The 12397-nt window shown below is 72.7% G+C and carries 11 protein-coding genes; 5 read left to right on the forward strand and 6 right to left on the reverse strand.

Translation table 11 applies throughout. The annotated features are described in order from the left end of the window. The first annotated feature begins 63 nt into the window (after positions 1 to 63). Positions 64 to 3414 (forward strand): AfsR/SARP family transcriptional regulator, encoded by a 3351-nt coding sequence (locus tag Sru02f_RS07675; RefSeq protein WP_455431895.1) that lies wholly within the window; start codon positions 64 to 66, stop codon positions 3412 to 3414. 21 nt (positions 3415 to 3435) lie between these two features. On the opposite strand, the gene Sru02f_RS07680 is transcribed toward Sru02f_RS07675, so the two are convergent. The 3 genes from Sru02f_RS07680 to panB all read right to left on the reverse strand — a co-directional run bounded on the left by Sru02f_RS07680 (position 3436) and on the right by panB (position 6350). Further along, on the reverse strand, positions 3436 to 4281 hold the full coding sequence (locus tag Sru02f_RS07680) for an ABC transporter permease (protein WP_109031703.1): 846 nt from the start codon (positions 4279 to 4281) through the stop codon (positions 3436 to 3438). Then, positions 4278 to 5309: an ATP-binding cassette domain-containing protein gene (locus tag Sru02f_RS07685; RefSeq protein ID WP_164270950.1), complete on the reverse strand. Its 1032-nt coding sequence runs from the start codon at positions 5307 to 5309 to the stop codon at positions 4278 to 4280. The genes Sru02f_RS07680 and Sru02f_RS07685 overlap by 4 nt, the downstream gene beginning before the upstream one ends. 165 nt (positions 5310 to 5474) lie before the next feature. Further along, entirely contained in the window at positions 5475 to 6350 is an 876-nt protein-coding gene (panB, locus tag Sru02f_RS07690) for a 3-methyl-2-oxobutanoate hydroxymethyltransferase (protein WP_109031705.1), read from the reverse strand. Positions 6351 to 6669: 319 nt separating this feature from the next. On the opposite strand from panB, the gene Sru02f_RS07695 reads away from it, so the two are divergent. From Sru02f_RS07695 to Sru02f_RS07710, 4 genes are all read left to right on the forward strand, one after another. Continuing rightward, positions 6670 to 7722, forward strand: coding sequence for an endonuclease/exonuclease/phosphatase family protein (locus Sru02f_RS07695; protein WP_109031706.1), 1053 nt, complete (start codon positions 6670 to 6672; stop codon positions 7720 to 7722). 121 nt (positions 7723 to 7843) lie between these two features. Continuing rightward, positions 7844 to 9079, forward strand: a complete 1236-nt coding sequence (locus tag Sru02f_RS07700; protein ID WP_109031707.1) for an MFS transporter — start codon at positions 7844 to 7846, stop codon at positions 9077 to 9079. A 78-nt stretch (positions 9080 to 9157) separates the two neighbouring features. Beyond that, a complete protein-coding gene (locus Sru02f_RS07705) occupies positions 9158 to 10012 on the forward strand; it encodes a helix-turn-helix domain-containing protein (RefSeq protein ID WP_109031708.1) in 855 nt (284 codons plus the stop codon). After that, positions 10009 to 10230: a DUF397 domain-containing protein gene (locus Sru02f_RS07710; protein WP_109031709.1), complete on the forward strand. Its 222-nt coding sequence runs from the start codon at positions 10009 to 10011 to the stop codon at positions 10228 to 10230. The genes Sru02f_RS07705 and Sru02f_RS07710 overlap by 4 nt, the downstream gene beginning before the upstream one ends. On the opposite strand, the gene Sru02f_RS07715 is transcribed toward Sru02f_RS07710, so the two are convergent. The 3 genes from Sru02f_RS07715 to Sru02f_RS07725 form a co-directional block, all read right to left on the reverse strand. Next, positions 10214 to 10801, reverse strand: a complete 588-nt coding sequence (locus Sru02f_RS07715; protein WP_239106616.1) for a hypothetical protein — start codon at positions 10799 to 10801, stop codon at positions 10214 to 10216. The two genes, Sru02f_RS07710 and Sru02f_RS07715, sit on opposite strands and share 17 nt — an antisense overlap. 133 nt (positions 10802 to 10934) lie before the next feature. Further along, positions 10935 to 11762: an MBL fold metallo-hydrolase gene (locus Sru02f_RS07720; RefSeq protein WP_109031710.1), complete on the reverse strand. Its 828-nt coding sequence runs from the start codon at positions 11760 to 11762 to the stop codon at positions 10935 to 10937. A gap of 158 nt (positions 11763 to 11920) precedes the next feature. Next, positions 11921 to 12145 carry a hypothetical protein gene (locus tag Sru02f_RS07725; protein ID WP_109031711.1) on the reverse strand — a complete coding sequence of 75 codons (225 nt, stop codon included), beginning with the start codon at positions 12143 to 12145 and terminating at the stop codon, positions 11921 to 11923. Between the last annotated feature and the right edge of the window lie 252 nt (positions 12146 to 12397).

Consider the following 12397-nt stretch of genomic DNA (forward strand, 5'->3'; position numbering starts at 1 on the left):
TCGGCCACGCCGCGCGGACAAAACCCCGTGACCGGCTCCGACGGCAGCGGGGACAATGGCCCCGTGCGCTATCGCATCCTCGGCACCACACAGGTACTCCGTCCCGACGGCACGGCCGTCCCGCTCGGCGGGGCGCGGCTGCGCGCGCTGCTGACCGTGCTCGCCCTCCGGGCCGGCCGCGCCGTCCCCGCGGGGCTGCTGGTGGAAGATGTCTGGGCCGGGGACCCGCCCGCCGACGCGACGGGCGCCCTGCAGGCGCTGGTCGGGCGGCTGCGCCGGGCGCTGGGCGCCGATTCGGTCGCCTCGGCCGACGGCGGTTACCGGCTCGCCGCCGCCCCCGACGACGTCGACCTGCACCGCTTCGACCGGCTCGCCGGCGAGGGCACCCGCGCCCTCGCCGACGGCGACCCCGCCAAGGCGGCCGTCGTGCTCGACGACGCGCTCGCGCTGTGGCGCGGGCCCGTCCTCGCCGACCTGCCCGACCGCACCGCCGAGGCGGCCCGCTGGGAGACCCGGCACTTCGACGCCCTGCGCACCCGCCACACCGCCGCCCTGGACCTGGGGCAGGCCGAGCACTCCCTGCCCGAGCTGACCGCCCTGTGCGACGGCCACCCCCTGGACGAGCCCCTCCAGGCGCTGCGGCTGCGCGCCCTGCGCGACACCGGCCGCACCGCCGAGGCACTGGCCGCCTACGAGGCCGTACGCCGCCTCCTCGCCGACCGCCTCGGCACCGACCCGGGGCGTGAGCTGCGAGACCTGCACGGCGGGTTGCTGGCGCCCGCGGACCCGGTGAGGCCCGTACCCGCCGACGCCCCACCGGGGACCCGGACGCCCGGGACGCGCGGGCCGGCCGCCGCACCCGTCCCGGAGGGCTTCCGTCCCCGCGGCAACCTGCGCGCCCGGCTCACCTCCTTCGTCGGGCGGGACGGCGACGTGGAGAGACTGCGTGCCGACCTGGCGGCCACCCGGCTCGTCACCCTGCTCGGGCCCGGCGGCGCCGGGAAGACCCGGCTGTCGCAGGAGGCCGCCGAGGGGGCCGGGGACGCCGCGCGCGACGGGGTGTGGCTGGCCGAGCTGGCCCCCGTGGACGACCCCGCCGACGTACCCGAGGCCGTCCTGACCGCCGTCGGCGCCCGCGAGACCGTGCTCTACCGCGCCGGTGCCGAGGAGATGCGGGCCGCCACCGCCTCCGAGGGGCAGGACACCGCCGTCGAGCGGCTCGTGGAGCACTGCGGCCGGCGCCGCATGCTGATCGTCCTCGACAACTGCGAGCACGTCGTCGACGCCGCCGCCCGCCTCACCGAGGAACTCCTCGCCCGCTGCCCCCACCTGACCGTCCTCGCCACCAGCCGCGAACCCCTCGGCGTGCCGGGGGAGTCGCTGCGCCCCGTGGAACCGCTGCCCGAGCCCGCCGCGTTGCGGCTGCTCGCCGACCGGGGCGCAGCCGCCCGCCCCGGCTTCCGCGTCGACGCCGACGAGGAGACCGCCGCCGCCTGCGCCGAGATCTGCCGCCGCCTCGACGGCCTGCCGCTGGCCATCGAACTGGCCGCCGCCCGGCTCCGGATGCTCACCCCGCGCCAGATCGCCGACCGGCTCGACGACCGCTTCCGCCTGCTCACCTCCGGCAGCCGCACCGTCCTGCCCCGCCAGCAGACGCTGCGCGCGGTCGTCGACTGGTCCTGGGACCTGCTCGACGCCGACGAACGCGAGGTGCTGGGGCGGCTGTCCGTCTTCGCGGGCGGCTGCGACCTCGCCGCCGCCGAGGCGGTGTGCGGGCCCGCCGCGCTGGACGCCCTCGGCTCCCTCGTCGACAAGTCCCTGGTCGTGGCCGCGCCGGTGACGGACCGCCTGTCCGGCGACGGCATGCGCTACCGGCTCCTGGAGACCGTCGCCGAGTACGCGGGCGAGCGCCTCGACGAGACCGGCACACGCGCCGCCGCGGCTCGCGCCCACCTGACGTACTACCGAGAACTCGCCCGCACCACCGACCCGTTGCTGCGCGGTCCGCGGCAGCTCGCCGCCATCGAGCGGCTGGAGCGCGAGTACGAGAACCTGCGCACCGCCCTGCGCCACGCCGTCGCCGAGCGCGACGAGCAGGAGGCGCTGTGTCTGGCGCTGTCGCTGGTCTGGTACTGGCAGATGCGCGACCTGAGGGTGGAGGCCCGGAACTGGTTCGTCGAGGTGATGGCACTCGGCCCGGACCCCTTCGCCGAACCGGGCACCCCCGCCCGGCCGGTGTGGGAGCGGTGCACGTCCGCCCCGCCCCCGATGACCGGCGAGGTTCTCGCCGAGGCCCGGCGCGGGGTGCACCTGGCCCATCTGGCCTGTATGGACACGGAGCTGGACGCGTGGCAGAACCCGGCGGCCCAGCGCAAGCTGCGCATCATCGCGGGCACCTACGAGCCGGGGATGCCGCAGACCTGTTCCAGCCCCGGCCTGCTCTGGTTCTACTCCGTGATGCTCACCGGTGACATGGACCGGCTGCGCGAGATCATGGACGCCACCCTGCGCACCTGCCGGGAGACCCCCGGCTACGAGTGGGAGCTGGCCGGCGGCCTTCAGATGCGCGCCCAGATGCTCGCCAACCGCACCGACTGGGCGGGCGACGCGGTCCGCGACGCCGACGAGTCGCTGGAGATCTACCACCGGCTCGGCGACGCCTGGGGCATGGCCGAGGCCCTCTCCGGGCGGGCCGAGGCCCGCGAGCGCGTCGGCGAGTACCGGCTGGCCGCCGCCGACTACCGGGCCGCCGCGCAGCACGCCGAACGGCTCGGCGCCCACGCCCAGGTGGACATCCTCGACGCCCGCCTGGGCAGCGTGCTCCTGGAGGCGGGCGACACGGCGCGGGGCGAGCGCGTCCTGCGCGACGTGATCGGCCGCACGGCGGGGACGGGCCACAACGGCGCGATGCCCGCCGCCCGGCTGTTCCTCGCCGGGCACCTGGGCATGACCGGCCGCACCGCCGAGGCGAGCGAGCAACTGCGGCTGCTGCGCGAGGAGTTCTCCATCGCGCACTTCGTGGTGTTCGACGCCTTCATCCTCGCCGCCGAGGCATGGCTCGCCACGCTGGAGGACCGGCACGAGGAGTGCCTGACCCGGATCCGCAAGTCGCTGGAACGGGCCGAGGACCCGCTGTCCAAGGCCATCGCCCCGCACATGCGTTCCGCGTACCTGACCATCGCCGCGATGGCCCTGGCCCGCCTCGACGGCGGTCACCGGGCCGCGGACGGCGCCCGGTGCCTCGGCGCCGCCGACGCGATGCTGCCGCCCGGCCACGTGTCGACGGGCATGGAGCGGGACGCGCGCGGCCGGGCCGTCGAACGGGTCCGCGGGGCGCTCGGTGGCGAGGCGTACGACGCCGCCTACGCCGAGGGCGCCCGGCTCTCCCCGCAGGAGGCCGTCGCCCTCGTCTGACGCGTGCCGCACGTGCGCGGTTCAGGTCTTCGTACGGAACTTGTGGACGGCGATCGGCGCCATCACCGCGGTGATCGCCGCCGACCAGCCGAGCGTGATCCACAGGTCGTGCGCGACCGGGCCGCCCACCATCAGTCCGCGCGCCGCGTCGGCGAGCGTGGACAGCGGGTTGTAGTCGGTGAAGGACTGCAGCCAGCCCGGCATCGACTGCGTCGGCGCGAAGATCGAGGAGCCGAACTGCAGCGGGAACAGCACCATGAAGCCCATCGCCTGCACGGACTGCGCGTTCTTCAGGACCACGCCCAGGGTGAGGAACACCCACATGATCGAGGAGGCGAACACCGCGGACAGGCCCACCGCCGCGAACAGTCCGGCCCAGTGGTCGATGTCGAAGCCGACCAGGACGGCGACGATCATCAGCACCGTGGTGGCGAACAGCATCCGGGCCATCTCGACCGCGATCTTCGCGAAGAGCACCGAGCCGCGCCCGATCGGCAGCGACCGGAAGCGGTCCATGACACCGGAGTTGAAGTCCTGGCTGAAGCCGGTGCCGACGCCCTGGGACAGCGTCATGCTCATCATCGCGATCATGCCGGGGATCACGTACTGCACATAGCCGTCCTGCCCGCCGCCCAGGGCCTGGCCGATCGACCCGCCGAAGACGTACACGAACAGCAGGGTGAAGACGATCGGCATCAGCAGGGCGTCGAACATCGACTCCGGGTCCTGCCGGATCCACAGCAGGTTCCGGCGGACCAGGGCGCCGGTGTGCCGCACGTGCGCCCGCAGCGAGATCCGCGCGTCGGGAGCGAGCGCGGCAGGGGCGGCGGTGGCGGCTGGAGTGGCTGGAGTGGTGGCGGCGCTCATACGGCGACCTCCTGGCGGGTGTCGTCGGTGGCCGGGGCGGGGTCCTGCGGGGCACTGGCGCGGTGGCCGGTGAGGGACAGGAAGACCTCGTCCAGGCTGGGGAGTTCGGTGGTGACGGCGGAGACGGTGATGCCGCGCGCGGTGACCGCGCCGACCACGGCCGTCAGCTGCTCGTCGCTGAGGATCGGCACCAGCACGGCACCGCGCTCGGCGTCCACGGTGGAACTGGCGAGCCCGGTGATGCCCAGCTCGTCCAGGTAGGCGGCGAGCGGGCGCAGTTGCAGCGGGTCGGCCGGGCGGACCCGCAGGGTGCGGCCGCCGACCTTGGCCTTCAGCTCCTCGATGCCGCCGTTCGCGATGACCTTGCCGCGGTCCACGACGGTCAGCTCGGAGGCGAGCTGCTCGGCCTCCTCCATGTACTGGGTGGTGAGCAGCACGGTGACACCGTCGCCGACCATGCGCTTGACCTCGTCCCACACCTCGTTGCGGGTGCGCGGGTCGAGACCGGTGGTGGGCTCGTCCAGGAACAGCACGGCCGGGTGCCCGATCATGGAGGCGGCCAGGTCGAGCCGGCGCCGCATGCCGCCGGAGTAGGTGGACGCGGGCCGCTTGCCGGCCTCGGTGAGCGAGAACCGCTCCAGCAGCTCGTCGGCGCGGGTGCGGGCGTCCCGGCGGGACAGGTCGAGCAGCCGGCCGATCATGTAGAGGTTCTCCCAGCCGGGGAGCTTCTCGTCCACGGAGGCGTACTGCCCGGTCAGCCCTATGACGCGGCGCAGCTGCCGCGGCTGCCGTACGACGTCGTACCCGACGACGTGCGCCTGGCCGGAGTCGGGGGTGATGAGGGTGGACAGGATGCGTACGAGGGTGGTCTTGCCGGCGCCGTTCGGACCGAGCACGCCCATCACGGTGCCCTCGCGCACGTCCAGGTCGACGCCGTCCAGCGCCTTGGTCTCGCCGTAGTGCTTGACCAGCCCCCGCACGGTGACCGCGCTGTCCGCGGCCCGGGGGATGTCGTCGATTCGCTTCATGCCCCAGACGATGGCAGGGGGCACCGACAAAGCACCGACATCCCACCGACAGCCGGCCGGCGCCACCGACTTCCCGCCGACACCGCGCCCGGGAACCACTCGGCCCCGCCGACGGGGGAAGATCGGCGGGGCCGGCGGTCGTACCGCGATGGTCTGCTGGTGGAGCTAGTGCACCGAGTGCTCGTCCTGCGGGAACGTGCCGCCGACGACGTCCTCGGCGTACGCCTTCGCCGCGTCGCCCATGACCTTGCGCAGGTCGGCGTACTGCTTGACGAACTTCGGCATCCGCCCGCCGGTCAGCCCGAGCATGTCGGTCCACACCAGCACCTGGGCGTCGGTGTCCGGGCCGGCCCCGATCCCGACCGTCGGGATGTGCAGCGTCCGGGTCACCTCGGCGGCCAGCTCGGCCGGCACCAGCTCCAGGACGACCGCGAAGGCGCCCGCGTCCTGCACCGCCTTGGCGTCGCGCAGCAGCTGCTGGGCCGCCTCCTCGCCGCGGCCCTGCACCCGGTAGCCCATGGAGTTGACCGACTGCGGGGTGAGGCCGATGTGCGCCATCACCGGGATGCCGGACTCCACCAGCAGCTCGATCTGCCGGTGCGAGCGCTCGCCGCCCTCCAGCTTGACCGCGCCGACCCCGGCCTCCTTGACCAGCCGGGTCGCCGAGCGCAGCGCCTGCACCGGGCCCTCCTGGTAGGAGCCGAAGGGCAGGTCGCCCACGATCAGGGCGCGGCTGGTGCCCCGGACGACCGCGGCCGACAGCATCGTCATCTCGTCCAGCGTGACGGGCACGGTGGTCTCGTAGCCGAGGTGGCAGTTGCCCGCGGAGTCGCCGACGAGCATCACCGGGATGCCGGACTCGTCGAAGACGGACGCGGTCATCGCGTCGTACGCGGTGAGCATGGGCCACTTCTCGCCGCGCTCCTTGGCGGCGGTGATGTCCCGGACGGTGATACGGCGGTTGATCTTGCCCCCGTACAGCGCCCTGCTCCCGTCGGCGGGGGTGCGCTGCGGCGTCTGGGCAGCCGAAAGCTGCGTCATGGCAACGGCTCCTTCATGTCATCTCGAGGCGCCCTGACGGCGTCCCCGGATCCCTTCCATGGTGGCACTTGTCGCGCCCCGTCGGCTAGGGGACCCCCGTCACGTACCCCGTCAAGGGGCAGGGAGCGACTCATGGGATCAAATATGCCCGTTCTGTCACAGAGCCGCCCGTCCCGGCACAGTGCGGAACTCCGCGGGACGGCCCGTACGTCCTCGTTCCCGTACGGCCGTCCAGGGCGGCGGGATCGGAACCGATCATCCCCTATGGTGCTGAGTCACAGGGGGCGACGGTGTGCACAGCAGGCAGTGAGGCAACGGTATGGCGCAGCAGGCGTACATGACGGAGACGGACGGCGGCGGCTCGGATCCCGAGCGCCGGGAGCCCCGGATTCGGCGCCTGTTCGACCGGGCGGTCAGCGGCTGGCGCGGCGACCGGCGGATCTGGCGCCGGGGCCTGGTCACGGCCGCGGTCGCGCTGCTCCTGTCGGCGGTCATGGCGGCCCACTCGCACATCCCGAACGCCATCGGCAACCTCGGCAGCCTCACCGAGACCTTTCTGCCGTGGTTCGGCCTGCTGATCCCGGTCCTGCTGGTGATCGCCCTGGTCCGCAAGTCGGCGACGGCGCTGATCGCGCTGGTGGTGCCGGTGAGCGTGTGGCTCAACCTCTTCGGCGGCCTGCTCTTCGACAAGACCGGCTCCGGCGGCGACCTCACCGTGGCCACGCACAACGTCAACGCCGACAACGCCGACCCGGCGGGCACCGCCCGCGCCGTCGCCGCCGCCGGCGCGGACGTGATGGCCCTGGAGGAACTGAAGGCGTCCGCCGTACCGACGTACGAGAAGGCGCTGGCGGCCAAGTACCCGCACCACGCGGTGGTCGGCACCGTCGGGCTGTGGAGCAAGTACCCGATCAGCGGCGTGAAGCCGGTCGACATCGAGCTGGGCTGGAAGCGCGCGATGCGCGCCACCGTCGCCACGCCCTCCGGACCGATCGCCGTCTACGTCGCCCACCTGCCCTCCGTACGGGTGAAGCTGGAGGCCGGTTTCACCGCGCGGCAGCGGGACAAGAGCGCCGACGCCCTCGGCGAGGCCATCGCCGACGAGAAGCTGCCCCGCAAGATCCTGCTGGGCGACCTCAACGGCACCATGAACGACCGCTCGCTCACCGCGATCACCTCCCAGCTGCGCTCCCCGCAGGGCGCCGTGGGCGACGGCTTCGGCTTCAGCTGGCCGGCGTCCTTCCCGATGGCCCGCATCGACCAGATCCTGGTCACCGGCGTGGAACCGACGACCAGCTGGACCCTCCCGGCGACCGGCAGCGACCACCTGCCGATCGCCGCGCGTGTGAAGGTCGACACAACGGCTTCCTAGAATTCGTCTGCGGAATACCCGCCCTGAGAGTCTTTGTTCCGTACGGGAACATACAGTCGTCCCCGCCGGGCCCTCCCGGCTTCCCGTACGCAACCCCGCTCTCGAAAGGCGAGACCCCCTCATGCCCCTGGCCCTGCTCGCCCTTGCCGTGGGCGCCTTCGGCATCGGTACCACCGAGTTCGTGATGATGGGCCTGCTGCCCGACGTCGCGGACGACCTGGGCATCTCCATCCCCACGGCCGGCCACCTCGTCTCCGCCTACGCGCTCGGCGTCGTCATCGGCGCCCCGCTGCTCGCGGCGGCCACGACCCGGATGTCCCGCCGCGCCGTCCTGATCGCCCTGATGGCGCTGTTCGTGGTGGGCAACGCCCTGTCGGCCGTCGCCCCCGGCGAGATCTCCCTGCTCGCCGCCCGCTTCGTCAGCGGCCTGCCGCACGGCGCCTTCTTCGGCGTCGGCGCGGTCGTCGCCACCGGCATGGTCGCGCCGGAACGCAGGGCCCGCTCCGTCTCCCTGATGTTCCTCGGCCTCACCGTCGCCAACATCGTCGGCGTCCCGGCCGCCACCGCCATGGGCCAGCAACTCGGCTGGCGGGCCACCTTCCTCGGCGTGAGCGCGATCGGCGTGGCGGCGATAGCGGCGCTGGCCTTCCTGATCCCGCGCGACAGCGCCCCCGCCCCCGCCACCGGCCTGCGCGGCGAACTGGCCGCCCTGCGTTCCCTGCCCGTGTGGCTGGCGCTCGGCACGACGGTCGCGGGCTTCGGCGCGCTCTTCGCGGCCTACAGCTACATCACGCCGATGCTGACCGACGCCGCCGGGTTCGCCGAGACCAGCGTGACGCTGCTGCTGGCCCTCTTCGGCGTCGGCGCCACCGCGGGCAACCTGCTGGGCGGCCGCCTGGCCGACCACTCCCTGCGCGGCACCCTCTTCGGCGGCCTCGCCTCCCTCGTCGTGGTCCTCGCCCTGTTCCCCCTCCTGATGCGTACGCCGGTCACGGCGGCCGCGTCGGTGGCCCTGCTCGGCATGGCCGCCTTCGTCACCGGCTCGCCCCTCCAGCTGATGGTCATGGAGAAGGCCGCCGCGGCCCCCTCCCTGGCCTCCTCCGCCAACCAGGCCGCCTTCAACCTCGCCAACGCGGGCGGCGCCTGGATCGGCGGCCTGGCCCTGGCCGCCGGATTCGGGGCCACCTCCCCGGCGACGGCGGGCGCGGCCCTGGCGGTCCTCGGCCTCGCGGTCGCGGCCACGGCACGGGCGGTGGACCGCCGCCGCGCGGCCCTCGCCCCGGCTCCCGGCCGCGTGGTCGCGGGCCACGTGCCGGACTCCGACCGGGCCGCATCCCACGCCGGAGTGACGGACTGACCGTTTCGCGTCACGCGCCGTAGCCCTCCCTCTATCGTGTCGCACGTCGCGATACGACGCGTACGAGGGAGGGTGCGGATGCCTGTGAACGGCGAGGCGGGCGAGCCGGGTTGGGAGGTCGACCCGGACGACGAGTGGGGTGTGGCCGTCCTCACCACGGTGGGGAGGCAGCTGAAGCTGCGCCGCGAGGCGGTGGGCATGCGGGCGGGCGACTTCGGGGTGGCGGTCGGCTATGGCGAGGATCTCGTCTACAAGGTGGAGGGCGGGAAGCGGATCCCCCGGCGGGAGTACCTGGAGAAGGCGGACCAGGTCCTCGACGCGGGCGGTCTCGTCGCTGCGGCCTGGGAGGACGTGAAGAGGGTCCGCTATCCCAAGCAGGTGCGGGAACTCGCCAAGCTGGAGGCGACAGCGGTGGAGGTCTCGTTGTACGCCAACCACAACATCCACGGGCTGTTGCAGACCGAGGAACACATGCGCTCGCTCTTCGACACATGGCTGCCCGCGTACACCGAGGAAGAGACCGAGAGCATGGTTGCGGCACGACTGGCACGCCGGTCGGTGTTCGAGCGGTCCCCGGCGCCGACCCTCAGTTTTGTCCAGGAGGAGGCGACGCTTCGCCGGCCGGTAGGGGGCAGAATGGTGTGGCGTGGGCAGCTCGAACGACTGCTTGAGCTGGGCGAGTTGCGAAGCGTCTCGATTCAGGTGATGCCGACCGACTGCGAGGAGCACTTCGGCACGGGCGGCATGATCGAGGTCCTGAAGTTTCCGGACGGTACGGCGGTGGGGCGCTCCGAAGGAGCGTTCAACGGGCGGCCGGTGTCCGACCCGAAGCAGCTCCGGATCCTTGAGCTGCGCTATGGCATGATCCGGGCCCAGGCTCTCACGCCCCGAGAGTCGCGGGCCGTCATCGAGCAGATGCTTGGAGAGTCATGAACCGCGTCACCTCAGCCTCGGAAGCCCCCGGTCCCGTCTGGTTCAAGAGCAGCTACAGCAGCAGCGGAGACGGCAACGACTGCGTCGAGGTCGCGATAACCCCCGCCACCATCCACATCCGCGACTCCAAGCGCCCCGACGGCCCCCGCCTCGCCGTCGAATCGGCGACGTGGACGACGTTCGTGGCCTGGCCGGGCGCGGTCAGTCCTCGGGTTTGATCTTCGAGGCCACGAAGAGCAGTCCGGCCGTTGCCGCGATGAGGACTCCGGCCAGTTCTTCGTAACCGGTGAAATAGACGACGGGGACGGCGAGCCCGCAGGCTGCCCCGAGCAGCTCGAAGGAGCCCCCGATCAGCCGCCGGGGGCGATTCGCGGGCGGAGGGTGATGGGGGTTGGGCGGGCTTCGCCAGTAGTGGAGAGGGCCCGCCCTGGGCTTCCAGCCGTTCGCCCGGAGTTCCAAGTACTCCGGGTGGTGGCGGGCGTAGCCCAAGCGGCGGGGCGCCAGGCGCTGCCACGGCAGGCGGCCCAGGCGGATCGCGATCCATACGAGCCCCGGCAGACAGGCGACGGCCGCCCAGATGGCCGCGACCACCCGCTCCCCGGTCGTAGGCGACAGGATGCCCAGCAGCCGGTCCAGCTGGCCGCTGGCGGCGTAGGCGATCAACGCGGCCAGGGAGAGCACCGCCGCGGTCCGGTCCAGCTGGTGCCCGGTGTGGCAGCGGGCGCAGCGGGGCACGGACACGGTTTCCATCCGCCAGGTGGAGCGCAGGACGATGATGAACGGGGTCATGGTGGTGTCCGCGTCCCTGTGCAACCCCAGGACGTGGTCGTGCCACGACGGTGGAGTCTCCTCCCCGCAGAACCAGCACTCCCGCACCACGCGTTCCCTCCCCCCGGCCGCCGCGCCGAACCGACGCTGCCAACTAGCCGTCGGCGCCGTTTTGTTCGTTGCGTCGCGCCGTCCTCGCGGCCTGGCCTTCGTGGATGTCGTTCACCCACTCCCAGCCGGGCTCGACCGAAGACCCGAGCCTCGGGTCGTCCGGAGCGCGGCCGTCCCTCAGTGCGTGCAGGTACTCCCGGTCCTGGCCGATCCGCACCCGGACCTGATCGGCGAGGGCGACGGATCCGTGCCCCGGCACGAGCACTTCGACGTCGTCCGCCACCTTCTCCAGGAGCCGTAGCCCGGCGAGATAGTCCTCGACCGGATGCTCCGTGTCGTCGAGCATCGGAACGAAACGATCGGACAGCATGTCGCCGGCGACGAGCACCCCGCGATCCTCGACCAACAGCGCCGCATGGCCCGGAGCATGAGCCGGATGTTCGATCACCCGTACCTCAGGCCCGTCCCACGGAATCAGCTCTGCTCCAGCGGGCAACCCCACGATGAGTCCGAACAGTTCCAACGGTGTCTCGTCGGCGATCTCCGGCGGCAGCCCTGCTGCGACGCGAGCCTTCCACCCCTCTTCCGAGCGGAGCTCTCGCAGGTACGCCGAACAGCGGGCCGTGCCGTAACGCGGCACCTGCCCGAGCTCCGGGTGCCACAACGCGTGATCCCAATCCGGATGCGTCGCAAAACCTGCCACGACGGGCTGACCCAACTGGCGAAGGTCCTCCGCCAGGCAGCCCATCTCGCCGGTCGTCAACCCGGGATCGACGACCAGCACACCGGCCTCGCCCTGCACGACAACGGTGTTGTTCCGCAGCAACTCGCTCTGGTGTACCAGCACACCGTCCGCGACCGGCGTCAGCATGAGGTCTCCTCACATCAGCCTGCAAACCCTTGCCGAGACGGTAGTTCCGGACACTCGGGCAACGCAGCCCTTTGGACAACCCGGTTGCCCGGCGCGCGAAACCCGGGCCCCGGACACGGTGGTCCGGGGCCCGGGTGTGGTGCGGGGCTGCCGTCGGGTCAGACGCTCGTCGTGTGGGCGTGGGCCGCCGCACCGCCGAAGGGCGCCGAGACGCCGAGACCGCCGGTGAGGGCGAACGGGCCGGACTCCGCGTGGAGGCCGGCGGCGAACGCGCCGTCGCCCGCGACGAGGGCCGCGCCCGCGGTGAGGCCGATGCCGCCGGACACCTGGTCCAGGTCCGCGTCGGAGATCTCGGCCGTTTCGACCTGGGGGACAGTGCTCATGGCAGGTCTTTCCTTTCGTGGGGAAGGGGAGCGGTGCGGTACGCACGTCCGTCGACCGGAGTCGGGGCTCCGGCGAGGGCCGTCGGCGTGCCGCGCGCACCGATCAAAGCACGGGGCCGAACGGCCCACCATCGCCGAGCCGCTGCCCGCCACTGCCCGGCGCCGCCGACTTCACCGGTGTGTGAATGCGGTCGGAGAAAGCGTCCGGATCTTCACGCCATCCCCTGGGGCAAAGGGCTCTTCGGCGCCCCG

This window comes from Streptomyces rubrogriseus (assembly GCF_027947575.1).
Lineage (GTDB): Bacteria > Actinomycetota > Actinomycetes > Streptomycetales > Streptomycetaceae > Streptomyces > Streptomyces rubrogriseus.